The sequence below is a fragment of the Pseudomonas ekonensis genome, assembly GCF_019145435.1.
Lineage (GTDB): Bacteria > Pseudomonadota > Gammaproteobacteria > Pseudomonadales > Pseudomonadaceae > Aquipseudomonas > Aquipseudomonas ekonensis.
Genome location: NZ_JAHSTS010000001.1, coordinates 2,373,589 through 2,397,833 on the forward strand (window position 1 = coordinate 2,373,589; position 24,245 = coordinate 2,397,833).

Sequence of the window (24,245 nt, forward strand, 5' to 3'; positions counted from 1 at the left end):
CTTATGAGTGTTGTGAAGGCCAAGGGGGCCTTAGGTTCGAACGGCAGAAATGAAGCTTTGGGTGCGCGGGTTTTGCGGGCTTATTAGTATTTCTTCGGGGCTTCCAGCCTCCACGATCTGGCCGCCGTCCATGAACACCATGCGGTTGGAAACCTCCCGGGCGAAGCCCAGTTCATGGGTGACGACGATCATGGTCATGCCGGTCTGCGCCAGATCGCGCATCACCGACAGCACCTCACCGACCAGTTCCGGGTCGAGCGCCGAAGTGGGTTCATCGAACAGCATCAGCTTGGGCCGCATGGCCAGGGCGCGGGCGATCGCCACCCGTTGCTGCTGGCCGCCCGACAGTTCGATCGGGTAGCTGTTGCGCTTGTCGGCCAGGCCGACCCGGGCCAGCAGTTCCAGGGCCTCTTCGTGGGCTTCCTTGGGCGAACGCTTGAGCACCTGGCAGGGGCCTTCGATGATGTTTTGCAGCACAGTCATGTGCGGAAACAGGTTGAAGCGCTGGAACACCATGCCGGTGGCCAGGCGCTGGCGGGCGATCTGGGTCTCGGTCAGTTCGTGCAGCTTGTGCCCGACGACGCGGTAGCCCACCAGCTCGCCGTCGACCCACAGGCCGCCCTTGTCGATCTTCTCCAGCTGGTTGACGCAGCGCAGCAGGGTGCTCTTGCCCGAGCCCGACGGGCCGATGATGCACAGCACTTCGCCTTGCTCGACCTCGATGTCGATGTCCTTGAGGGCGTGGTACTGGTCGTAATACTTGTTCAGGGCCACGGCCTTGACGATGCTTCTCATGTTCGATTCTCCTGCGCGGCTTACGAGCGCTTGCCGGCGCCGCGAGCGAAACGGCGCTCCAGGCGGCTTTGACCAAAGGACAGCACCGTGACGGTGGCCAGGTACCAGATGCCGGCGACGATCAGCAGCTCCATCACCCGGGCGTTGGCGTAGTAGATGTTCTGGGCGTTGTAGAGCAGTTCCGAGTACTGGATGACGCTGGCCAGCGAGGTCATCTTGACCATGCCGATAAACTCGTTGCCCACCGGCGGAATGATGATGCGCATGGCCTGCGGCAGGATGATCCGGCGCAGCGCCTGCAAGCGCGGCATGCCGATCGACTTGGCCGCCTCGTACTGTCCGGTGTCCACCGACAGCAGGCCGGCGCGCACCACTTCGGCGGTGTAGGCGCCCTGGTTGATGCTCAGGCCGAGCAGGGCGGCCACGAACGGCGTCATCAGGCTCACGGTGTCGAGCTCGAACAGGCCGGGGATGCCGACCGTGGGGAAAATCAGCGCCAGGTTGAACCACAGCAGCAGCTGCAGGATCAGCGGCGTGCCCCGGAACAGCCAGGTGTAGGTCAGCGCCACGTAGCGCAGGATCGGGTTGGCCGACATGCGCATGATCGCCGTGATCACCCCGAACACGATGCCCAGGGCCATGGCCAGCACGGCCATGACGATGGTGTTGAACAGGCCCCACATGATCGCTTCGGAGGTGAGGAACTGGCCGATGTACGACCATTCGATCTTGCCTTCGGCGAAAGCCCGCACCAGGCCGATGAGGGCGATGACAATCACGGTGGCGAAGAAGATCCGCCCGTAGTAGCGCCGCGGCACATGCTGGTACTGGGTGATGTCGAACTGGTTCTCCGCCAGTTTGCGCTCCGCCTGGAGTCGTTCTGCCTGAGTCTGGCTCATGGTGTTTCTCCGAACTGTACTTTCAAATCCAACGACAGCCCTTGTGGGAGCTGGCTTGCCAGCGATTGCGGCGGGTCTCCGGCATCGATGTCGACGGTCTGGACGCCATCGCCGGCAAGCCGGCTCCCACAGGGATCGCGGTCGTGTCTTAGAGGCGCAAGCCCCGGTAGTCTTCGGTCCACGCCTGCTGGGCCGCGAGGGCGGTCTTGAGCCGGCCGATCTGCTCGCGCACCTGCTGCGGCGCGGTGCCGCCCCAGCCGCTGCGGGCGGCGATGGCGGCTTCCAGGGTCAGGCTGTCGCGCACGTCGGCGGTCAGGCGCGGGTCGATTTCCGCCAGCAGGGCCGGCGAGGCCTCCCACAGCTCGATGCCGTGCTTCTCGCAGGCCTGCACCAGGGCGCCGGTGATCTCGTGGGCTTCCTTGAACGGCACGCCGCGCACCGCCAGCCAGTCGGCGACTTCGGTGGCGAGGGTGAAGCCCATCGGCGCCTGGCGCCGCAGTTCCTCGACGTTGACGGTCATGGTCGCAACCATCCCGGCCATGGCCGGCAGCACCAGCAGCAGGGTGTCGACGCTGTCGAGCACGCCGTTCTTGTCCTCGCTCAGGTCGCGGTTGTATGACAGCGGCAGGGACTTGAGGGTGGACAGCAGGCCGGTCAGGTTGCCGATCAGGCGCCCGGCCTTGCCCCGCGCCAGTTCGGCGATGTCCGGGTTTTTCTTCTGCGGCATGATCGAGCTGCCGGTGGCGTAGGCATCGTCCAGGTCGACCCAGCGGAACTGGCGCGACGACCACAGGCAGAACTCTTCGGCCAGGCGCGAGATGTTGATCCCCAGCATGCTGGCGATGAACAGGAATTCGGCGACGTGGTCACGGCTGGCCACGGCGTCGATGGAGTTTTCGCAGACGCCGGCGTAGCCCATTTCCTTGGCCGAATGCTGCGGCTGTCGGGCGATGGCGGAGCCGGCCATGGCCGCGGCGCCCAGGGGCGACAGCGACGTGCGCGCATCCCAGTCCGCCAGCCGCTGCACATCGCGCAGCATCGCCTGGGCGTGGGCCAGCAGGTGATGGGCGAACACGATCGGCTGGGCCTGCTGCAGGTGGGTGAAACCGGGACAGATGCTTTCCACGTGTTGCTCGGCCTGATCCACCAGGGCCTGTTGCAGGGCCAGGACTTCCACGGCCAGGGTGCGCACGTGGTCACGCAGGAACAGGCGCAGGTCGTTGGCGGTCTGGTCGTTGCGCGAGCGCCCGGCGCGCAGCTTGCCGCCGAGCGCGCCGAGGCGTTCGGTCAGCAGGCGCTCGATGAAGGTGTGGACGTCTTCGTCGTCCAGGGTCGGGGCGATGCGCCCGGCGGCGAAATCGGCACCGATGCCGTCCAGGGCCTCGATCATCGTGCGGGTTTCCTGCCCGTCGAGCAGGCCGGCCCGCTGCAGTTCGCCGGCATGGGCCTTGGAGCCCGCCAGGTCGTACGGGGTGAGGCGGAAATAGCGCTCGGGGCAACGGGACAGGGCCGCCAGGGCAGCGGACGGGCCGCTTTTGAAACGGGCGCCCCAGAGACGGTCGGTGGTGTGAGACATGTGTTGTTTTCCTCGTCGGTAACGCGAACTGAAATCGGTGTGCACGGCCTGCCGCTCACGCTGAAAAAACAGCGGACGGAGTCAGGCCGAAGCAGTCTTCAAGAGGGCAGTTGCAATGTCGCGAGAGCTGATCGAAGTGCCAGCTTTTAATGTTTTGCGATCAGTGAGTTGGCACTGATGTTCGGAATTTTTTGGCGGTTGCCAAGCCTTGTTTTCTGTGTTCATTATTATTGGTCGGCGATGTTTTTGTTGTTGGACACAGATTGTTGAACATTGCGCCAGAGGTAAATCAGCATTATGGAAACCCCACTTTCCAATTCCGGAAACCCGCCGGTGAAGACCGCCCACCGGGCGCCGCTGGCCCTCAGCGGACTGGACTTCAAACTGCTCAAGGTGTTCAAGGCCGTGGTCGAGGCCGGCGGCTTCAGTGCCGCCCAGAACGAGCTGAACGTGGGCCTTGCGGCCATCAGCAAGCAGATCTCCGACCTTGAGATCCGCATCGGCATGCGCCTGTGCACCCGCGGTCGCGAGGGGTTCCATCTGACCGAGGAAGGGCGTTTGGTGTATCAGGCGTCGATTGACCTGTTTGCCTCGGTCGACAACTTTCGGGATCGGCTTAGTTCAGCGCAGAACGAACTGATCGGCGATCTGGGTATTGGGGTCATCGACAATACGATCAGCGACGTTAATTCGCCGTTAGTTGCAGCGCTTAAACGCATGAATGAAGAATCGCCGAAAGTAAGGTTTCAACTTCAGGCGACTCAGCTGGATGAAGTTGAAAGAGGTGTGGTGGAAGGACGCTTAGTTGCCGGAATCGTGCCGGTTTATCAACGGCGGGAAGAGTTTGATTATTACCCGTTGTATGAGGAACGCTCGGAAGCCTATTGCGCGGTCGGCCACCCGCTGTTCGACATGCCGGAGGCGCAGATGGGCAGCGACGTGCTGCTGGACCATGCCTGCATCAACCACCGCTACGCGATCCATCGGGACAAGCTCAACCATGCGCGCTACGACAGTTTTTCCGCGTCGGCGACCCAGGTCGAGGCCGTGGCGCTGCTGATCAAGACCGGGCGTTTCGTGGGTTTCCTGCCCCAGCACTACGCCGCCACGTGGGTGGCGGCCGGGCAGTTCCGGGCGGTGCGCCCGCAGGTGATCAACATCGTCACGCCGTTCAGCCTGATCCTGCGCCACAACACCGTGCGCAGTCCGTTGGTGAAGGCGTTCGCCCACGCGTTGGGCGTCGATCTGAAGGCGACGGCCTGATGTCAGCCCAGTGTCAGCGCCATTGCGCAACGGCGCTCGCCGGGCAATCCGTGGGCGATTTCGTTGTTCAGAACTTCGCTCAGGCGCGGACCGGTTTGTTCCGGGCTCAATAACTCGAACCCCATCCGTTGATAGAACGGCGCATTCCACGGCACATCGCGAAAGGTGGTCAGTGTCACCGCAACAAGTTGCTCGTGGCGTGCCTGTTCTACGGCCGCCGACAATAACTTGCGGCCGATGCCCAGACCCTGGAAGTCCTGCCCCACGGACAACTCTTCGATATGCAATTGACGGTCGGTTTCCACCGCCCGCAAGAAGCCTGAAAGTTGTCCGTCAAAGCGTTGCGCGACCCACACCCGTGCCGTCCGGATGGCCTGCCGATGCTGTTCGGCGTCGGGCACCGGGGCATCGGCCAGCCAGGCGAGGGAAGGGTCGAGGCGGAACAGCCGCGCCGCCGACCGCTCGAGGGCGGGCAGGGCGCAGGCGTCTGATTCACGGGCCGGACGCACGCTGAATGTCATGGAAGAAACCGCTCCAGTGGCAGGAATACCCGCAGGTTACGGCTTGAGCCACAGCAGCACATAGTCGTTTTTGTCGAAACGGCCGCTCAGCACCGGCGGCGCGTCCCCCAGGGGCGTGCCTTTCAAGGTCTGGTAGTCGCTGCGGTCCATCATCAGCCAGGCCGGCCCCTTGAGGGTCTCCAGCGCCTGGACGGAGTCGCTGAACTGCGGCTGCAGGTCCTTTTCGACGTTGACCATGAACTTGATCGCCTTGGCGTCCTTGCCCATGCCTTGCAGCACCAGCGGCGCAGGGTTCTGCTCCACCTGGGCGAGCACGGCCCGGCTGAAGGTGCGGGTGTCGTAGAGCTGGCGCTCCACCGGTTCGAACACCAGGGCATACACCGCCCACAACGCCAGCACGGCGCTGAAGGCCAGCGTCTCGGCCCGCCAGCGAGGCCGCCACAGCCGGGACAGCGCGGCCAGTTGCAGGGCGCCCAGCACGATCAGCACCGGCAGCTCACCGCTCAGTTGCTCCGCAAACTTCTTGCGGGCGACCAGCAAAGCCACCATCAGCAGCCCCGGCGTCACCAGCCACAGCCCTTGAATCACCCCGCGCAGCCAGGCGAACACCCGGCCATGGGCGACCTGGAACGGATACGCCGCAATGATCGCCGCCATCGGCAGCATCGGCAGCAGGTAACGGGCCTTCTTCGCCTGCGGGATCGACAGGCCGACCATCACGATCAACCCCGCCGCCGCGCAGTACTGCACCAGGCGCAAGGCCGGCCCGCGCTGGAGGGGCTTGCTCAGCCACGCTGCCGCCAGGGCCAGCAACGCCAGCGGATAGGCCAGCGCGTAGTTGCCCAGCGAACTGGTGAAGTAATAGAGCGAGCCGCTGACGCCTTCGCTGCCGTCCATGCGCCCCATGAACTGCATGCGGATCACGTCCTGGACGAACGCCGGGCCGCCGCTGACCTTGGCCAGCCACAACAGCAGGCCGACGCACGCCGCCAGCAGCACCGAGGCCAGCACGCCGAACAGCAGCAACCGCGCCCATCGGCGTTCGAGCAGGTAATAGCTGCACAGCATGCCGGTCGGCACCACCAGGCCGATGGGCCCGCGGATGCCAAAGCCCAGCAGCAACAGCGCAAAGATCAGCGGCCAGCGCCGACCGGCGCCGAAACGGTCATGGGCGTAGCCGAGGTAGAACACCGCCAGGGCCACCGCCGCAAGCATCAAGTCCTGGGACACCGCCCGCACTTCGGTGACGAAGGTGACGGTCAGCATCAGCAGCGCGATGGCGGTCAGCGCCCAGCGAACCGAATGCACCGCCAGCAAGCGGTATATCAAGGTCACGGTCACCGCCCCCGCCACGGCGCTGGGCAGCCAGGCCGTCAGGCTGTTGACCGCGCCGAAGGGCAGGGACAGCAGCCAGACGAACAGCGTCGACAGCGCCGAGTAGTCGGCATACGGCTCGCCGTAGGTGGTGGGGAACACCGTCGGCCCGTGGCGCAGCATCTCCTGGGCGAACAGCACGAACCGCGAATCGAAACCGATGGGGGCCTGCCCGTACACCCCGGCGATGAACAGCAGCAACGCCAGCAGCCCTGCGATCAGGGACTGCCGGCGGACGGCAGGCGACAGCGCGGTCAAGCGACGTCCGAGGTGTGAGGCCACTGCTGCAGCGGAATCGGCAGCGTGCGCGATTCCCCCCGGCCCATCGGGAAATAATGGAAGCCGTTGCGGGCCAGGCGTTCGGCGTCGTACAGGTTACGGCCGTCGAAGATCACCGGATCCTTGAGGCGCTGCTTGATCAGGTCGAAGTCCGGTGCCTTGAACTGCTGCCATTCGGTGCAGATGATCAGTGCGTCGGAACCGGCCAGCACCGACTCGGGCGTGCCCATCAGCATCAGCTTCGACTCGTCCGGGTACAGGTGCTGGGTCTCCTGCATCGCTTCAGGGTCGAACGCCCGCACGTTGGCGCCCGCGGCCCACAGCGATTCGAGCAGCACCCGGCTCGGCGCGTCGCGCATGTCGTCGGTGTTGGGCTTGAACGCCAGGCCCCAGAGGGCGAAGGTCTTGCCGCGCAGCTCACCCTTGTAGAACGCGTTGATGCGCTCGAACAGCTTGTGCTTCTGCCGCTGGTTGATGGCTTCCACCGCTTGCAGCAGGTCGCTGGAGCAGTGGGCTTCCTCGGCGCTGTGGATCAGGGCGCGCATGTCCTTGGGGAAACACGAACCGCCGTAGCCGCAGCCGGGGTAGATGAAGTGGTAGCCGATGCGCGTGTCGGCGCCGATGCCCTGGCGCACCGACTCGATGTCGGCCCCCAGGTGCTCGGCCAGTTCGGCGATCTGGTTGATGAAGCTGATCTTGGTCGCCAGCATGCAGTTGGCGGCGTACTTGGTCAGTTCGGCGCTGCGCAGGTCCATGAACATGATGCGGTCGTGGTTGCGGTTGAACGGCGAGTACAGGTCGCGCATCACATCGCGCACCTCTTCGCGTTCGCAGCCGATGACGATGCGGTCCGGACGGCGGCAATCGCTGACCGCCGAGCCTTCCTTGAGGAATTCGGGGTTGGACACGATATCGAACTGCAGCAGCTTGCCGCCCTTGACCAGGGCCTTTTCGATGTGCGCGCGCAGGGTGTCGCCGGTGCCCACCGGCACGGTGGATTTCTCCACCAGGATCAGCGGCTTCTCACGGTGGCGGGCCACCGCGTCGCCCACCGACAGCACGTAGCGCAGGTCGGCCGAGCCATCCTCCTGGGACGGCGTGCCGACGGCGATGAACGCGACCTGGCCGTGCTGCACCGCGAGCTTTTCGTCGCTGGTGAATTGCAGCCGCTGACCGTCCAGGCCCTCGCGCACCAGGCTGGCCAGCCCCGGTTCGAAGATGCTGACGTGGCCCTGGCGCAACAGTTCGACTTTCTTCTCGTCGATGTCCATGCACACCACATCGTGGCCGACCTCGGCCAGCACGGCCGCCTGCACCAGACCGACATAACCGCTACCAAATACTGTGATTTTCATGGAGTACTCCTCAATTCAGGCGCACATGCCGGACGAGTGTTGATGGTGATGACCCCGAGCATGACCAGCGCCACGCCCAGGGATTTCGTAACGCTGAAGGATTCGTTGAACAGCGGCAGGCTGGCCGCCATCAGGTAAACCAACGCGTAGCTGACGCTGAGCAGCGAGTAGGCCCGCCCCAGCGGCACGTCGCGCAGGGCGGCAAGCCAACAGAGCATCGACAGGGCGTAGGCCAGGATCGCGGCGGCCACCACCGCCAGCGCGGTCAGGTCGATGCCGCCGGCGCCGAGCGCCTCCAGCCACTGTTGGGGCTGCGGCAGGCGCACCATGCTCCAGCGCATGCCCAGCTGCGCGCCGCTGGCCAGCGCCACGCTGCCCAGGGCGAAGGCGAGTCCGCGTTTCTGGCTCATGACTGTTGCCCCAGCAGCGCCACGCCGCCGATCACCAGCAACACGCCGAACCAGTGGCGGCGGTCGATGGGCTCACGGAACACGAAGCGGGCGATCAGGGTGATGAACACGAAGTTGAGGCTGAGCATCGGGTAGGCGATGCCCACGTCCATGCGCTGCAGCACCAGCAGCCACACCAGCAGGCCGCCGCCCAGGGCGGACAGCGCCAGCCACAGCCAGGGCGAGCGCAGCTTGTCGGCCCAGGACGAGTCGGTGCCGCGCCAGCTCTCCACGGCGTACTTCTGCGCCACCTGGCCCAGGCAGGTCAGCAGGCACGCGGTCAACAGCAGCAACAGGCTCATGGCGCCACCTTCGGCAGGATCATGATCACCAGGTTGCCCTGTTCGTAGCGGACGCCGTCCTTGGGCAAACGATCGATTTCGTCCAGTTCGTCCTGCCCCTTGACGCGCATCACCACACCGACCGAACCGGTCCGGCGGGCTTCGCGCATCCATTGTTCGACCCGGAAAGAGTCGATCCGCCGCTCGATGCCCTCAGGATAGGCCAGGCCATATTTCAGTTCGCCTACGGTGTTGTACAACGCCACGTTCGGGCGTTGCAGGCGCCAGGCCAGCGCCGAGGCCGCACCGAGGTCGTTGCTCAGCAGGTGGGTGGTGCCGGCCAGTTCGTCCTGGTGATGCAGGATGAATTGGTCCGGGGTCTTGTTGGCCACCACCGACTTGGGCAACGCCGCCGGCAGCAGCGCGATGAACAGCAGGCTGCCGAACGCCGGGGCCGCCCAGCACTGCAACGGGCGGAACGCCTGCAGCAGGTTGCTGATGATCCAGCCGGTCAGGCCGATGAACACCAGCACCAGGCTGTGCAGCTCGTGGTCGTACAGCGGTTTTTTCAGTTGCACGTACACCAGGGCGATGAGGGTGACGATCCCCAGCGCCATGTTCAGCAGCCCGTTGAACCCCAGGGCCCGGCCTTGTTCCAGGCGCAGGCGCTCGGTCAGCACATGGCCCAGCAGCAGCGCCAGCGGCAGCAGGCACGGCAGGATGTAGGTCGGCAGCTTGCCGTTGCTCAGGCTGAAGAACAGCAGCGGCATCACCAGCCACAGGCCGAGGAACGCGATGGCCGGCTCGCGGCGGGTCTGCCACGCCTGACGCACCGCCGTCGGCCACAACCCGGCCCACGGCAGGCTGAACGCCAGCAGCAACGGAATGTAGAACCACCAGGGCGCGTCGTGCTGGGCGTCGTCGCCGGCGAAACGGCGGATGTGCTCATGCCAGAAGAAGAACCGCCAGTAGTCCGGCTCCTGGGCGTGCACGGCCAGCACCCACGGCAGGCTCACGGCAATCGCCACGACGATGGCCACCGGCCCGAAGACCAGCAGCTCGCGCCAGCGTTTCTGCCAGAGCATCCACGGCAAGGCGATCAGCACCGGCAATGCCCAGGCCAGGAAGCCCTTGGTCATGAACCCCATGCCGCAGGCCAGGCCCAGCACCGACCAGCCCGCCAGGCGTTGGCCCGTGGTGCGGCTGTCGAGGGCGAACCACAGAGCCACCAGGCTCAGGTTGACCCAGAACGTGAATTGCGGATCGAGGTTGGCGTAACCGGCCTGGCCGGCCACGACGGTGAAGCTCATGTAGAGCAGGGCGCAGGCGAAGCTCTTGCGCGGATCGCTCCACAGCCGCCGGGCCGCCAAAAAGCACAGCAGCACGCTCAGGCCCGTGCTCAGGGCCGAGGCGAAGCGCACGCCGAACAGGTTCTGCCCGAACAGCTCCTGACCCAGGGCGATCATCCAGTAGCCGGCGATCGGCTTCTCGAAATAGCGCAGCCCCATGAAGTGCGGCGACACCCAGTTGCCGCTCAGCAGCATGTCCTGGCTGATCTGCGCGTAACGGGTCTCGTCGGGGATCCACAAGCCATGGCTGCCCAAAGGCAGCAGGTAGGCCAGCAGAAAAAGCAACAGCAACAGCGGCAAAGCCCAGCGCTTGCTCATGCCCCTTGCACTCCCAGCCAGCCTTCGCGGCCTTCCAGGGCACCCCGTTGCACACGGCCCAGGGGCAGTGTGTTCAAGAACTCGGGCAACAGGTCGCCCAACGGTCGGAACGCAATGTCGCGCCGGCGTGCATCGGCCAGCAGCTGTCTAAAATCCTGAGCCATCAGAATCCCTTCTACTTCGGCATGTATGGTGTAGACGTTGAGTTGCCGGTCACGGAACCGGTCGAGGATGTAGGCGTTGAAGTCCTTGGCCGCCACGGTCGGGCCCACCACTTCGTCGAAGGTCGGCAGGTCCACCGGAATCTGCGGGGTGCCTGCCGAGCCGTCGGCGAGCAGGGGGCGGAACACCTGCTGCCCGCGGCAGTCGCTGTTGTAGCGAAAGCCGAAGGCCTGCTTGGCTTCGATCACCCGTTCATCCGCCCGCCAACCCGCAGCGGCCGAGCACTGGATCTTTTCGCCGACGATGTCGCCGAGGGTGTCCACGCCGCGGCGGATCTGTTCGATCAGTTGCGCGTCGCTCCAGCGCCCGGCATTGGCCTGCCAGCCGTGGTGGTCCCAGGCGTGCAGGCCGATTTCGTGGCCGGCGTCCCGGGCCCGGCGCATCAGGTGCCCGAGCTCGCGGCCGATCGGCTTGCCCGGCCAGGCGGTGCCGGCCAGCAGGATGTCCCAGCCGTACAGGCCGGCGGCGTTGGAGCGCAGCATCTTCCACAGGAACTGCGGGCGGATCAGGCGCCACAGGTGCCGGCCCATGTTGTCCGGGCCGACACTGAAGAAGAACGTCGCCTTGACCTGCGCCTCGTCGAGGAGGTCCAGCAGGCGCGGCACGCCTTCACGGGTGCCGCGGAAGGTATCGACATCAATACGCAAGCCTGCCTGCATCAGCGCGCTTCTTCTTTAGGGCGCTGGGCGATTTCGAGCATCGCCTCGCGCAGGAAGAAGTCCAGGGTGTTGCCGATGGTCTCGCGCATTTCCACGGTCGGCGCCCAGTCCAGCAGGCGCTTGGCGTTGGCGATGCTCGGCTTGCGGTGCGACACGTCCTGGTAGCCGGCGCCGTAGAACGCCTTGCTTTCCACGTCGCGGAAACCGGCGAACGGCGGGAAGTTGTGGCGCAGCGGGTGGGCCTCGAACTGGCGCAGCAGCTCTTCGCCCAACTGGCGGATGCTGGCTTCGTTGTCCGGGTTGCCGATGTTGATGATCTGGCCGTTGCAGACGTCGTTGTCGTTGTCGATGATCCGCGCCAGGGCCTCAACGCCGTCGGCGATGTCAGTGAAGCAACGCTTCTGCTCGCCGCCGTCGAACAGGCGGATCGGCGTGCCTTCCACCAGGTTGAGGATCAGTTGGGTGATGGCGCGGGAGCTGCCGATGCGGGCCGAGTCCAGACGGTCCAGGCGCGGGCCCATCCAGTTGAACGGACGGAACAGGGTGAAGTTCAGGCCTTTCTGGCCGTAGGCCCAGATCACGCGGTCCAGCAATTGCTTGGACACCGAGTAGATCCAGCGCTGCTTGTTGATCGGCCCGACCACCAGGTTGGAACTGTCTTCGTCGAATTTCGCGTCCTGGCACATGCCGTAGACCTCGGAGGTCGACGGGAAGATGACGCGCTTGCCGTACTTGACGCAGTCGCGCACCAGCCGCAGGTTTTCCTCGAAGTCGAGCTCGAACACGCGCAGCGGGTTGCGGGTGTATTCGATCGGCGTGGCGATGGCCACCAGCGGCAGCACCACGTCGCACTTCTTGATGTGGTACTCGATCCACTCGGAGTGAATGCTGATGTCGCCCTCGACGAAGTGGAAACGCGGATGGTCGCGCAGACGGTCGATGGCGTCGGAACCGATGTCCAGGCCGTAGACTTCGTAGCGGTCATCGCGCAGCAAGCGCTCGGACAGGTGGTTGCCGATGAAGCCGTTGACGCCAAGGATCAGCACGCGGGTGCGGCGCGGGCCGCGGCCGGATTCGGCGCCGCGCAGCAGCGAGCCGTCCACCAGGCCGAGTTCGTCGGCCAGTTGCGGGCCGCGCAGGTACAGGCCGTTGTCGTTGCGCTGGCCGGCGTTGATCACCAGCGAGTCCTGGCCGCAGGCGATGCGCAGCGGATCGGTGCTGATGACCCGGCCCGGGGCCTGGCCTTCGTTGCCCTTGACGACGTCGGCGCTCCACACGATCAGCTTGTGCTCGCCCACGGCGCAGAACGCGCCCGGATACGGCTGGGTGACGGCGCGCACGAGGTTGAACAGCTCTTCAGCCGGTTTGTTCCAGTGCAGCTTGCCGTCCGCCGGGGTGCGGCGGCCGAACACGGTGGCCTTGGATTCGTCCTGCGGGGTTTCGGTGGTTTTGCCTTGCAGCAGCGCCGGCAAGGTGTCGCGCAGCAGGTCGCCGGCGGCGGTGCGCAGCTTGGCGTGCAGGCTCAGGCCGGTGTCGCTGCGCTCGATGGCCACCCGTTGCTGGGCGACGATGGCGCCGGCGTCGGCGCGCTTGACCATGCGGTGCAGGGTGACGCCGGTCTCGGTCTCGCCGTTGACCAGCACCCAGTTGGCCGGCGCACGGCCGCGGTAGCGCGGCAGCAGCGAGCCGTGCAGGTTGTAGGCGCCCTTGGAAGCGGTGGCCAGCAGGGCCTCGCTCAGCAGGTTGCGGTAGTAGAACGAGAAAATGTACTCGGGGTTGAGCTTGGCGATGCGCTCGACCCACAGCGGATGGTTGGCGTCTTCCGGCGCGTGCACCGGGATGCCTTTGTCGGCGCACAGCTGCGCGACCGACGCGTAGAAGGCGTTTTCCTTCGGATCGTCGGCGTGGGTGAACACCGCCGCGATGTCAAAACCGCTGTCGAGCAGGGCTTGAATGCCGGCGCAGCCGATATCGTGATAGGCGAAGACAACAGTTTTTGCGCTCATGAGAGAACCTGATCGGAAGTGGAGTTTTGATGTGGGGCAGAGGAGAGGCCGTCGACGGTGACGGCAGGCGCCGGCGCGGCCGGGTGGCTGCGCAGCACCTTCTCGATGAAGAAACGCGGGCGGGCGCGCACGTCGCTGTACATGCGGCCCAGGTATTCACCCAGAAGCCCCATGCCGATGAACTGGCCGCCGGTGAACACGAACAAGACCGCGAACAGCACGAACAGGCCGTCGCCGCCCCAGCCGGCGCCGAGCGCCAGGCGCAGCACGATCAGCGCGAAGGCGAACAGCAGGCCCAGGCCCGCCATCGTGAAACCGACGATGCTCAGCAGGCGCAGCGGTGTGGTGGTCATGCAGGTGATCAGGTCGAACATCAGGTTGATCAGGCGCATCGGGCTGTACTTCGAGTCGCCGTGCTCACGTTCGGCGTGGGCCACGACGATCTCGGTGGTGTGGCGGGCGAAGCTGTTGGCCAGGATCGGAATGAACGTGCTGCGCTCGCGGCAGGCGAGCATCGCGTCGATGATCGTGCGGCGGTAGGCACGCAGCATGCAGCCGTAGTCGCTCATGGCCACGCCGGTGGAACGCTGCACGGCGAGGTTGATCAGCTTCGACGGCCAGCGGCGCAGGGCCGAGTCCTGGCGGTTGTTGCGCACGGTGCCGACCACGTCGTAGCCACGCTCGGCTTCGGCCACCAGCCGCGGGATCTCTTCCGGCGGGTTCTGCAGGTCGGCGTCGAGGGTGATGACCACGTCGCCCTTGCACTGCTCGAAACCGGCCATGATCGCCGCGTGCTGGCCGTAGTTGCGGTTGAGGATCACCGCCACGAACGGGCTGTCCGGGGCCTGGGCCGCGTCTTCGAGCAATTGCGCGGAGCGGTCGCGGCTGCCGTCGTCCACCAGCACGATTTCATACTCGTGCTTGAGCTGGGCGCAGGCGGCGGCGGTGCGGCGCAGCAGCTCCGGCAGGCTGTCCTCTTCGTTGTAGACCGGGATGACGATCGACACACAATGGATTGGGTAAGGTCTCACGGGCGTTTTTCCAGTACGTGTTCAATGGCCCCGACGACGCGGTCAAGATCCTGGCCGGTCATGTCGGGGAACAACGGAATCGAGCACAGCCGCGCCGAGTTCCATTCGGTGTGGGGCAGATACAGATCGGGGTCACGCTGGCGGTACCAGGTGTGCAGGTGGGTGGCGATGAAATGGATGCCGGTGCCGATGCCCAGGTCCTGCAAGCCTTTCATGAAGGCCTCGCGGTCCAGGCCGCAGCGTTCGCTGTCGATGCGCAGGATGAACAGGTGCCAGGCGTGCTGCTGCGCGTAGGTCGGCAGCGTCAGCGGCTGCACCGGCAGGCCTTCGAGGCGCTGCAGGTACCGGGTGGCGAGTTCGGTGCGGCGGGCGTTGATCGCGTCCAGGCGCTCCAGCTGCACCAGGGCGATGGCGGCGTTGATGTCGGCCAGGTTGTACTTGAAGCCGGGTTCCATCACCTGGGCCTGGGGCTTGCGGCCATGGGTGAGGCGGTCGTAGGCGTCGACGCCCAGGCCGTGGAACTTGAGCATGCGCACGCGGTTGGCCAGGGCCTCGTCGTCGGTGACGAACATCGCGCCTTCGGCGCAGGTCATGTTCTTGATCGCATGGAACGAGAAAATGGCGGTGCCGGTGGCGCCGACGTGACGGCCCTTGTAGCGGGTGCCGGCGGCGTGGGCGGCGTCTTCGATCACCGCGATGCCGTGCTTGTCGGCCAGGGCGTAGAGCGGATCCAGGTCGAACGCGGCGCCGGCGTAGTGCACCGGGATGATGGCCTTGGTGCGCGGGGTGATGGCGGCTTCGATGCGGGCGGCGTCGGTCATCAGGGTGTCGCGGTCGACATCGACGAACACCGGCTTGGCGCCGAGCAGCGAGATCATGTTGGCGGTGGAGACCCAGGTCTGCGAGGGCGTGATGACCTCGTCGCCGGGCCCGATGCCCAGGGCCAGCAGGGTGATGTGCATGCCGCCGGTGGCCGAGGACAGCGCCACCGCGTGGCGGCAGCCGACGTATTGCGCGAATTGCTCTTCGAGTGCCTGGTTCTTGGGTCCGGTGGTGATCCAGCCTGAACGCAGGACCTGTTCGACGGCTGCTATTTCCTCCTCGCCGATACTCGGGCGGGAGAAGGGGAGAAACGCCTGACTCATGAGCACCTCGCTGCGAAAAAAAAGACTGATCTGTTTCCTGTTGGATCCAATCCCAGCGTAGACGCAAAAAAAGTCTTTGCATCAAGGAGTTGCCAAAACAACATGACGTCGGGGTTTGGTTGACTTTTCAGGCGTTGCCCGGCAGGTTGGTCGGTGCCGGCTGAGGATCAATCGAACTTAAGGTTATGCTCGATTTTGTGAAAGGAATATGAAAAACCGGTCGGCGAATCGTTTATCTCAAAGTCATACAGCCAGTGTTCAGGCTTCTACCGTTTATCGCGTTCTTTTGTGGAAAAGTCCTACGGAAAACGCTCTTTAGATAAGTCTCATTGCAGTTGTTAGTTGCAGTACTGAACCGTTTTTATTCAAGGCCTATCGTTTGATCGACTTACCCGCTGCACCTTCAAAAGATTCCGCAACCAGCCCGATGTCCCTGTATCTGGCGCGTCTGGCGCCTTCCAGCCAACTCACCATGCGCTATGTGCTGCAAGACGCCGCCGACCGCCTGGGGTTTGAAGACGTGAACGTCGAAGACATTCCCTGGCACGCGCTGCAACCGGAAGATGTTGTTGCGCTGGTGGCCGCATTGCGCGCCGACAACTACGCGCCGAACACTTCTTCGCTGTATGTGAATGCCGTTCGCGGCGTCATGAACGAAGCCTGGCGCATGAGCCTGATCAGTCACGAACATCTGTTGAAGATGCGTTCGGTCAAAGGCATCGCCGGCACACGGCTGTCCCAGGGGCGCAACCTCAAACGCACCCTGATCCACGAACTGATGGAAGTCTGCGCCGCCGACCCGCGTCCGCAGGGGTTGCGCGACGCGGCGATCATCGCCTTGCTGTACGGCACCGGCATGCGCAAGTCGGAGTCGGTGGACCTGGATCTGCACCAGGTGGACTTCAGCGAACGCAGTCTGTGCGTCACCGGCAAGGGCAACAAGCAACTGATCAAGTACGCGCCGGCCTGGGCGTTCGCCAAGCTCGACGCCTGGCTCGAACTGCGCCGTTCTCAGCTCAAGGAAGGCGAACGCGACGATCCGTTCCTGTTCAACCGCATCCGGCGCGGCAGCCACATCACCCGCGAGCGCATCACCAAACATGCGATCTACTACATCGCCCGCCAGCGCGGCACCCAGGTCGGGGTGAAGATCATGCCCCACGACTTCCGCCGCTCGTTCATCACCCGGGTGATCGAGGAGCACGACCTGTCGATCGCGCAGAAGCTGGCGCACCACAGCAACATCCAGACCACCGCCAACTACGACGTGCGCGACGACAACGAGCGGCGGCGGGCCGTGGACCGCTTCGACCTCTGATCATACGGCGTCGAAGACGTGAGCCGCCCCCAGCACCGACAGTTGCACGGCGCTGCCGGCCGGCGGCGCGTGCATGCCGGAGCTGCGCACCAGCAGTGAACGCCCGGCGTCTGCGGCCTCAGGCGGGCGCAGTTCCACGGTCAGGGTGCAGGTGTTGCCGCCAAAATCCCGCTCGGTGACCACGGCGTTGCAGCCCTGCGCATCGGCCGCGTCGGACAGCAGCAGCTGTTCGGGGCGCAGCATGATCTGCGCATCGCCGCAGAAACCGTTGCTGTTGACCGGCACCCGGCCCAGGTCGCAATCGGCCCAGCCAGACTCGATCCGCGCGGGCATCACCACCGCTTCGCCGAGAAAACGCGCGGTCTGCTCGTCGTCCGGGTAGCGGTACAGGTCCATCGGGTGGCCGGACTGCACCAGCCGTCCGCTGCGCATGACCGCCAGCTGATCGGCGAACGACAGCGCCTCGCTTTGATCGTGGGTGACCAGAATGGTGGTCACGCCGGCTGCTTCCAGCAGGCGCGCGACCATCTTGCGCATGGCGCCGCGCAGGCCGGTGTCGAGGGCGGAGAACGGTTCGTCCAGCAGCATCAGCCGCGGTTGCTGGGCCAGCGCCCGGGCCAGCGACACCCGCTGCTGCTGGCCGCCGGACAGCTCGTGGGGCCAGCGCGTGGCCATGTCGGCGTCCAGCGCCACGCTGTCCATCAGTTCGGCGATCCGTTCGCTGCGGGCGACGCCGGTCTCCGCCAGGCCGAAACCGATGTTGGCGGCCACCGTCATGTGCGGGAACAGCGCGCCGTCCTGCGGCACATAGCCGATCTGGCGCTGGTAGGCCGGCACCGCGTGGGTGCTGTCCACCAGCGTCTGGCCGTTGAGCGTGAGGCTGCCGGCGTCGGGGAATTCGAAGCCGGCGATCATGCGCAGCAGGGTGGTCTTGCCGGAGCCGGACGGGCCGACGATCACCGTGCGGCTGCCGGTGGGCACCGACAGGCTGACGTCGTCCAGCGCCGTCTGTGCGCCGAAGGTTTTGCGAATGGACTTGAGTTCGAGAGCGTTCATCGGCCGGCACTGCGTCTGGATTGGTGATAGAGGATGGCCGTCAGCGGCAGCGACAGGATCACCATCAGCAGGGCGTAGGGCGCTGCGGCGGCGTAGTCGATTTCGCTGGTCATGGCCCAGAAGCCGGTGGCCAAGGTGCGTGTGCCGTTGGGCGCGAGCAGCAAGGTGGCGGTCAGTTCGTTGGTGATCGCCAGGAACACCAGCGCCGCGCCCGCCGCCGCACCCGGTGCGGCCAGGCGCAGGGTGATCAGCCACAAGGCCCGCAGCGGCGAGCGGCCCAGGCTCTGGGCGATGTTCTCCAGCTCCACCGGCGCCTGGGCGAAACCGGCGCGCAGGCTGACCAGCGCCCGGGGCAGGAACATCAGCAGGTACGCCAGCAGCACGGTGAGGGTGGTCTGGTAGATCGGCCGGGCGAAGTGGATCGTCACGGTGACCAGGGCCAGGGCCACGACGATCCCCGGCAATGCGCTGGTGATGTAGTTGCAGCCTTCGAGCAGGCGTTGCAGCTTGCCGGGGGCACGGATCGACAGCCAGGCGATGGGGATTGCCGCGAGGCTGGTCAGCAGCGCGCCGGCCACGCCGAACGACAGGGTCTGGAGCAGGGCCGGCAGCAGCTCGTCGCCTTGCCAGACCTCGGCGCCGCCGGCGATCAGCCAGCGGCCCAGGGTCAGCAGCGGCACGCCCAAGGCCAGCAGGCACGTCACCGTTTGCAGGACCAGGCCGAAGGCGGCCGTGGCCGGGCGCAGGCGCACGGTGCGCTGTTCGCGGGCGCTGCCGGAACCGACCCGGGCATATCGGGCCTGGCCCCGGGCGGCGGACTCGACGGTGAGCATCGCCAGGCAGCACAGCGCCAACACCCCGGCCAGCATGTTGGCGGCCGGGCCGTTGAAGGTGGACTTGAACTGGTCGAAGATCGCCGTGGTGAACGTGTCGAAGCGGATCATCGCGTACAGGCCGTATTCGGCCAGCAGATGCAGGCCCACCAGCAGCGCGCCGCCGCAGATGGCCAGGCGCAGTTGCGGCAGCACCACCCGGAAGAACACCGCACGGGGCTTCAGGCCGAGGGATTCGGCCACGTCTTCGATGGCCGGATCCAGGCGCCGCAGCGTCGCCGCGATCGGCAAATAGAGGAACGGGAAATAGGCGATCACGGACACCAGCACACCGGCCGGCAACCCGTGGATCGAAGGCACCAGGCTGACCCAGGCGTAACTGTGCACGAAGGCCGGCACCGCCAGCGGCGCGACCGCCAGCAGTGACCAGATCCGCCGGCCCGGCAGGTCCGTGCGTTCGGTGAGCCAGGCCAGCGCCGTACCGAGCACGATGCAGATGGGCAGGGTGATCAGCACCAGCAGCACGGTGTTGACCAGCAGTTCGGCCACGCGCGGGCGGAACACCAGTGCTTCGATGGTCGCCCAGCCGGTGTACCACGACACGCCGATCACGAACCCGATCGGCAGCAGCGACAATAGCGACACCGCCACCGCCAGCACGACCACCCACGAACCGCCGCGCCCGTTGAGGGCGCGGCTGCGACGTGACAGGTTGGCGGGCGGCGCCGCAGCGACCCCCGCCGGTAGAGGTTCGGGCATCAATTACAACAGTCCGGCCTGGGTCATCAGTTCGACGGCTTTCTTGCTGTCGAGCTTCGACGCATCGACTTTCGGCGCGTCCAGATCCTTCAACGGCACCAGTTTGGGGTTGGAACCGGCGTCCTTGCCCACGGCGTACTCAAACGACTTGCCGGTGCGCAGCACCTCCTGGCCTTGCTTGCCGGTGATGTACTTGAGGAACGCCTGGGCTTCCTCCTGGTGCTTGCTGGACGCCAGCACGCCACCGCCGGAAATGCTCACGAAGGCACCCGGATCCTGGTGCCGGAAGTAGTGCAGGGCGGTGTTCTTGCTGTTCTCGCCGGTCTTGGACTGATCGACGAAGCTGTAATAGTGGTAGATGACGCCGCTGTCGATCTGCCCGGCGTTCACGGCCTTGAGCACCGCGCTGTTGCCGCGGTAGGCGGTGGCGTTGGTCTTCATGGCCTTGAGCCAGTCCAGCGTGGCGGCTTCGCCTTTCTGCTGCAGGACGGCGGCGACGATGGCCTGGAAATCCGCGCCGGCCGGGGAGGCGGCCCAGCGGCCTTTCCAGGCTGGGTCGGCCAGGTCCATCAAGGATTTGGGCAGGTCCTTTTCCGCCAGTTTGGCCGGGTTGTAGACGAACACGGTGGAGCGGGCCGCGATGCCGACCCACTGGCCATGGGCCGGGCGGTAGGCGGCGTCCACCTGCTCCAGGGTGGCCGGGGCCACCGGCGCGAACAGCTTGGCGTTGTCCACCAGCACCATGGCCGGGGAGTTCTCGGTGAGGAACACGTCCGCCGGAGAGGCCTTGCCTTCCTGCACCAACTGGTTGCCCATTTCGGTGTCGTCGCCGTTGCGGATGGTCACCGGGATGCCGGTCTCTTCGGTGAAACCGGCGACCCAGGCCTTGGTCAAGGTCTCGTGCTGGGCGTTGTAGACCACGATGCCGACGGAATCGGCGGCGAAGGCATGGCCAGCCCCGAAAAGTGCGGCAGTGAGCGCAGCGAGTTTCAGGAAGGACGGGACGCGTGGACTCATGGCGGGACAGCTCCTGTGGTGGGACGTGATCGGCAACCCGTCGCGTGCCTGGCAATGCGAATGAGTTGCAAATGTCGGGTGGCTGGCAATGTAGAGAGGCAAATGAGAAAAAAACGTCAAACAAACCGTTAATACATGTCATTGCCATTCAGGTTAGCAGTCACTCGACAAGTGCAGGGTTGCCGTGCGTCACACAGAAGCGTTGTCGCTCAGGTGCGGGGGATGTAGGCCACGCTCTGGTCCTGGCGGACATGGAAGACCTGTTCGCCGCGGGTGGGGGTGGTGGTGACGACCTGGTGGTCCGCACCCAGATAATCCAGGGGCAACGGATCGCCGGGGCGGTACTGCGCGACGATGATCGTGCGCTGCGGATCCCAGTGGCGGCCGCTGGTGCGCTCAAGCCAGGCCATCAGCGCGGCGGTGTCGCCGGCGCGGGGGAAGTCCTGGGTTTCCTGCACGTAGTAGAAGGGGGCGCCGCCGGTCTGCAGGTACATCGGCACTTTGTTGTCCACCTCGACCATCACCATCTCCCACTGCTTGAGCGGCGCTTGCAGGCTGGCCTGCTGGCGCACGGTTTCGCCGAAACGGATCACGCCGCCGCCGCTGTTGGTCCACGGGTAGAGGACGCCCAGCACGCCGAGCGTCAGCACCGTGGCGGCGGCGAATCCGGCCTTGAGCCGATTGCCGCCGAACCGCCCTTGGGCTTCACGCGCCGCCATGCGCCGGGTGATCCACCAGGCGCCGAGCAATTGCGCGAACGGCACCAGCGGCAGCACGTAGTAGCTGCGCCGGCTGCCGCTGGCGGTGAAGAACAGCAGCAACAGGCCCAGGCCCTGGATCAGCCGGCGGGTGTCCGGTTCGATGTGCCGCCAGTGGCGCACCGCCACCCACAGCGCAATGATCCAGCACGGTGCCCACGGCAGGGTGTAGACCGGCAGGTAGACGAGATAGGTCCAGATCGGCCCGATGTTGTCGAACGGCTGGAAGAAGCGCACCACGTTTTCCCGCAGCACCAGGCCCAGGCCGCTTTCGCCGTAGTTCGGCGCGCCGTACAGGTGCGAGAGCAGGAACGGCGTCATGTAGAACGCCCCGGCCACCAGCAGCGCGGCGCCCAGGCGCAGGTTGAGGTGGCGTTTCCAGCGGCCGTCCTCCAGCAGGTGCGGCAGCAGCACCAGCCCCGGCAAGATGAAGCCGATCAGGCCCTTGAACAACGAGGTCAGGGCCAGCAGCAGGCAGAACACCACATAGCGCGAGAAACGGCTGTCGTCCGGCCCGCGCCAGTACCACCAGACCGCCGCCAGCACCCCGCACACGGTGAGGATGTCGGCGGTGGCGACCCGGGCCCAGAACACGAAGTAGAAGGTGGTCGCCAGCATCCACCCGGCGATCAGCCCGGTGCCCTTGCGGAACAGGCGTTCGCCCAGCAGGTAGACCAGCCAGACGCTGAACCACGCCGCCACCACCGACGACAGGCGCAGCGACCAGTGGCCCAGGCCGCCGGTCAGCCAGGTGCTGGCGGTGATCAGCCAGTAGGAGAGCAGCGGCTTGTCGTAATAGGCGCCGCCCTTGAGGTACGGGTCGAAGTAGTCGCCGCTTTGCAGCATCTGCAACGCGATGTTGGCCCAGCGGGTTTCGGCGCCCCAGAGCTCGCGGCCGCCGAGGCCCAGCATCAGCATCAGGGCACTGGCGCCCAGCAGAAGCCACAGGGCGCGACGGTCGTCGCGCCGTTCATTGGGTGCGGTCATGGCTGGCTCTGGGGAAAGATGAAGATGTGCAGGTCACCGCGGCGGAAACGCTGGCCGTCCACCGGCAACTGTTCGATTTCCTGTTCCTCCAGGGTGTTGTTGACGCGCATCACCACACCCACCGAGCCTTTCTTGCGGGCTTCGGTCATCCATTGGCCGACGCCTTCGAGGCTGACCTTGCGGTTGGCCATGGCCGGGTCGTCGAGGCCGTACTTCAGCTCGCCGACGGTGTTGAACAGATCCACTTGCGGCCGGTTCAGCCGCCATGACAGGGCCGAGGCCGCACCCAGGTCGTTGCTCAACAGCGAAGCGGTGGCGCCCAGCGCCTGCTGGTGCTCGGCGATGAATTGGTCGGGCATCTTGCTGTCGACGATCTTCGCCGGCATCGCCGCCGGCAGCAGGGCCACCAGCAGGCCGATGCCCAGCGCCGGCATCGCCCACAGCGTCAACGGCCGCAGCGTTTGCAGGGCGTTGGCGATGATCCAGCCGATCAGCACGATGTAGGCCAGCGACAGGCTGAACATCTCGGTGTTTTCGTAGAGTTCGCGCTTGCTCTGCAGGTAGAGCAGGGCCACCAGTGCGACGCTGGCCACCACGGTGTTGATGATGCCGTTCAGGCGCAGGACGCGGCGGCGGCTGTTGTCCAGCCAGGCCACCACGGTGTGCCCCATCAGCAGGGCCAGCGGCAGCAGGCACGGCATGATGTAGGTCGGCAGCTTGCCGCTGCTGAGGCTGAAGAAGGCCAGCGGCAGGAGGAACCACAGGGCGAGGAACGCGGTTTTCGGTTCGCGCCGTTCCCGCCAGGTGCGCATCAGCGTCGACGGCAGCAGCACTGCCCAGGGCAGGGTGGAGGCGAACAGCAGCGGCAGGTAGAACCACCATGGACGGGCATGCTGCGCCGCGTCGCCGGCGGCGAAACGGCGGATGTGCTCGTGCCAGAAGAAGAAACGCCAGAAGTCCGGCTCCCGGTAATGCACGGCGATCACCCACGGCAGGCTGACCAGCGTCGCCACCAGCACGGCCAGCGGGCCGTAGCGCAGCAGTTCGCCGAAGCGGCGCTGCCAGACCATGTAAGGCAGCACGATCAGCACCGGCAGCATCAGGGCCAGGAACCCCTTGGTCAGGAACCCCATGCCGCAGGCCAGCCCCAACGATGCCCAGCCGCCCAACCGGCCCCTTGGCGTCTGGCCGTCGAGGGCGAACCACACCGCCACCAGGCTCAGGTTGACCCACAGGGTGAACTGCGGGTCGAGGTTGGCGTACCCGGCCTGGCCGGCGATCAGGCCGAAGCTCATGTAGAGCAGGGCGCAGGCGGCGCTGATGCGCGGCGAGTTCCACAGGCGGCGGGCCAGCAGGTAGGCCAGCCAGACGCTGGCCCCGGTGCTCAGGGCCGAGGCGATGCGCACACCGAACAGGTTCTCGCCGAAGACCGCCTGGCCGATCGCGATCAGCCAGTAGCCGCCGGCGGGCTTCTCGAAGTAGCGGATGCCCATGAAGTGCGGGGCGATCCAGTTGCCGCTCTGGAGCATTTCCTGGCTGATCTGGCCGTAGCGGGTCTCGTCCGGGATCCACAGGCCGTGGTTCATCAACGGCAGCAGGTAGAACACGGCGAACGCCAGGATCAGGCCGAGGATGGCCCAGCGTTCGAAGCCGGCGTCGGGACGGTTCAGGGGGATGGGACGGGCAGCGTGTCGCAGCGGATTGTTTTGGGACGTCATGACAAAGCCTTGGTGGGGCGGAGTGCAGGGTTCAACGGCCCTGCCGACAGGTTCCTGCGTCGGTGGGCCATCGGGTTGAATGAATGCAGGCGTGTGATCGGGCTACGGATGTTTCCTGTATTCAGAGTGCGTCCCGACTTCCAGGCAGGCGCGCTCGCGATTAAGACAAGCCCAAACAGGGCGGATGTCCAGTTGGGCGGACTGGAATACACCTTTCTTTACAAATTAATGAAAAGACAGGCATTCGAACTGACCGATAACGTCACTGTTTCTGTTG

General features: G+C 65.6%; 20 protein-coding genes. 2 read left to right on the forward strand and 18 right to left on the reverse strand.

Features of this window, described 5'->3' with window-relative positions; translation table 11 throughout:
- Positions 1–30 precede the first annotated feature (30 nt).
- The 3 genes from KVG96_RS10435 to argH form a co-directional block, all read right to left on the reverse strand.
- On the reverse strand, positions 31–795 hold the full coding sequence (locus KVG96_RS10435; protein ID WP_085707219.1) for an amino acid ABC transporter ATP-binding protein: 765 nt from the start codon (positions 793–795) through the stop codon (positions 31–33).
- Positions 796–815: 20 nt separating this feature from the next.
- A complete protein-coding gene (locus KVG96_RS10440; RefSeq protein ID WP_085583049.1) occupies positions 816–1,694 on the reverse strand; it encodes an amino acid ABC transporter permease in 879 nt (292 codons plus the stop codon).
- Between the two features lie 148 nt (positions 1,695–1,842).
- Positions 1,843–3,270: an argininosuccinate lyase gene (argH, locus tag KVG96_RS10445; protein WP_217891960.1), complete on the reverse strand. Its 1,428-nt coding sequence runs from the start codon at positions 3,268–3,270 to the stop codon at positions 1,843–1,845.
- Between the two features lie 297 nt (positions 3,271–3,567).
- Between argH and KVG96_RS10450 the strand changes: the two genes are divergently transcribed.
- Positions 3,568–4,533, forward strand: a complete 966-nt coding sequence (locus KVG96_RS10450; RefSeq protein WP_217891961.1) for a LysR family transcriptional regulator — start codon at positions 3,568–3,570, stop codon at positions 4,531–4,533.
- Positions 4,534–4,535: 2 nt separating this feature from the next.
- Here the strand turns inward: KVG96_RS10450 and KVG96_RS10455 are convergent, their stop codons facing one another.
- Genes KVG96_RS10455 through arnB form a run of 10 tightly spaced genes read right to left on the reverse strand, consistent with a single transcriptional unit; the run spans position 4,536 to position 15,522 of the window.
- Complete coding sequence (locus KVG96_RS10455) at positions 4,536–5,054, reverse strand: GNAT family N-acetyltransferase (RefSeq protein WP_217891963.1); 519 nt, start codon at positions 5,052–5,054, stop codon at positions 4,536–4,538.
- 36 nt (positions 5,055–5,090) lie between these two features.
- Positions 5,091–6,686: an ArnT family glycosyltransferase gene (locus KVG96_RS10460; protein ID WP_217891964.1), complete on the reverse strand. Its 1,596-nt coding sequence runs from the start codon at positions 6,684–6,686 to the stop codon at positions 5,091–5,093.
- Complete coding sequence (locus KVG96_RS10465) at positions 6,683–8,062, reverse strand: UDP-glucose dehydrogenase family protein (protein WP_217891965.1); 1,380 nt, start codon at positions 8,060–8,062, stop codon at positions 6,683–6,685. The genes KVG96_RS10460 and KVG96_RS10465 overlap by 4 nt, the downstream gene beginning before the upstream one ends.
- On the reverse strand, positions 8,059–8,472 hold the full coding sequence (arnF, locus tag KVG96_RS10470; RefSeq protein ID WP_217891966.1) for a 4-amino-4-deoxy-L-arabinose-phosphoundecaprenol flippase subunit ArnF: 414 nt from the start codon (positions 8,470–8,472) through the stop codon (positions 8,059–8,061). Before arnF ends, KVG96_RS10465 begins: the two co-directional genes overlap by 4 nt.
- Positions 8,469–8,813, reverse strand: coding sequence for a 4-amino-4-deoxy-L-arabinose-phosphoundecaprenol flippase subunit ArnE (gene arnE, locus KVG96_RS10475; protein ID WP_217891967.1), 345 nt, complete (start codon positions 8,811–8,813; stop codon positions 8,469–8,471). The genes arnF and arnE overlap by 4 nt, the downstream gene beginning before the upstream one ends.
- Positions 8,810–10,459, reverse strand: coding sequence for a lipid IV(A) 4-amino-4-deoxy-L-arabinosyltransferase (arnT, locus tag KVG96_RS10480; RefSeq protein WP_217891968.1), 1,650 nt, complete (start codon positions 10,457–10,459; stop codon positions 8,810–8,812). The genes arnE and arnT (KVG96_RS10480) overlap by 4 nt, the downstream gene beginning before the upstream one ends.
- Positions 10,456–11,340, reverse strand: coding sequence for a 4-deoxy-4-formamido-L-arabinose-phosphoundecaprenol deformylase (arnD, locus tag KVG96_RS10485; protein WP_217891969.1), 885 nt, complete (start codon positions 11,338–11,340; stop codon positions 10,456–10,458). Before arnD ends, arnT (KVG96_RS10480) begins: the two co-directional genes overlap by 4 nt.
- Positions 11,340–13,346: a bifunctional UDP-4-amino-4-deoxy-L-arabinose formyltransferase/UDP-glucuronic acid oxidase ArnA gene (arnA, locus tag KVG96_RS10490; protein WP_217891970.1), complete on the reverse strand. Its 2,007-nt coding sequence runs from the start codon at positions 13,344–13,346 to the stop codon at positions 11,340–11,342. The genes arnD and arnA overlap by 1 nt, the downstream gene beginning before the upstream one ends.
- Positions 13,343–14,377, reverse strand: coding sequence for an undecaprenyl-phosphate 4-deoxy-4-formamido-L-arabinose transferase (arnC, locus tag KVG96_RS10495; protein ID WP_217891971.1), 1,035 nt, complete (start codon positions 14,375–14,377; stop codon positions 13,343–13,345). Before arnC ends, arnA begins: the two co-directional genes overlap by 4 nt.
- Positions 14,374–15,522: a UDP-4-amino-4-deoxy-L-arabinose aminotransferase gene (arnB, locus tag KVG96_RS10500; RefSeq protein WP_217891972.1), complete on the reverse strand. Its 1,149-nt coding sequence runs from the start codon at positions 15,520–15,522 to the stop codon at positions 14,374–14,376. Before arnB ends, arnC begins: the two co-directional genes overlap by 4 nt.
- Positions 15,523–15,949: 427 nt before the next feature.
- Between arnB and KVG96_RS10505 the strand changes: the two genes are divergently transcribed.
- The gene (locus KVG96_RS10505) at positions 15,950–16,840 is read left to right on the forward strand and encodes a site-specific integrase (RefSeq protein WP_217891973.1); all 891 of its coding nucleotides are present in this window, start codon (positions 15,950–15,952) and stop codon (positions 16,838–16,840) included.
- On the opposite strand, the gene KVG96_RS10510 is transcribed toward KVG96_RS10505, so the two are convergent.
- The 5 genes from KVG96_RS10510 to arnT (KVG96_RS10530) all read right to left on the reverse strand — a co-directional run bounded on the left by KVG96_RS10510 (position 16,841) and on the right by arnT (KVG96_RS10530) (position 23,968).
- A complete protein-coding gene (locus KVG96_RS10510; RefSeq protein ID WP_217891974.1) occupies positions 16,841–17,896 on the reverse strand; it encodes an ABC transporter ATP-binding protein in 1,056 nt (351 codons plus the stop codon).
- Complete coding sequence (locus KVG96_RS10515; protein ID WP_217891975.1) at positions 17,893–19,488, reverse strand: ABC transporter permease; 1,596 nt, start codon at positions 19,486–19,488, stop codon at positions 17,893–17,895. Before KVG96_RS10515 ends, KVG96_RS10510 begins: the two co-directional genes overlap by 4 nt.
- A gap of 3 nt (positions 19,489–19,491) precedes the next feature.
- Positions 19,492–20,505, reverse strand: a complete 1,014-nt coding sequence (locus tag KVG96_RS10520) for an iron ABC transporter substrate-binding protein (protein WP_217891976.1) — start codon at positions 20,503–20,505, stop codon at positions 19,492–19,494.
- Positions 20,506–20,714: 209 nt separating this feature from the next.
- Entirely contained in the window at positions 20,715–22,250 is a 1,536-nt protein-coding gene (locus tag KVG96_RS10525; RefSeq protein WP_217891977.1) for an ArnT family glycosyltransferase, read from the reverse strand.
- A complete protein-coding gene (gene arnT / locus KVG96_RS10530) occupies positions 22,247–23,968 on the reverse strand; it encodes a lipid IV(A) 4-amino-4-deoxy-L-arabinosyltransferase (protein ID WP_217891978.1) in 1,722 nt (573 codons plus the stop codon). The genes KVG96_RS10525 and arnT (KVG96_RS10530) overlap by 4 nt, the downstream gene beginning before the upstream one ends.
- Between the last annotated feature and the right edge of the window lie 277 nt (positions 23,969–24,245).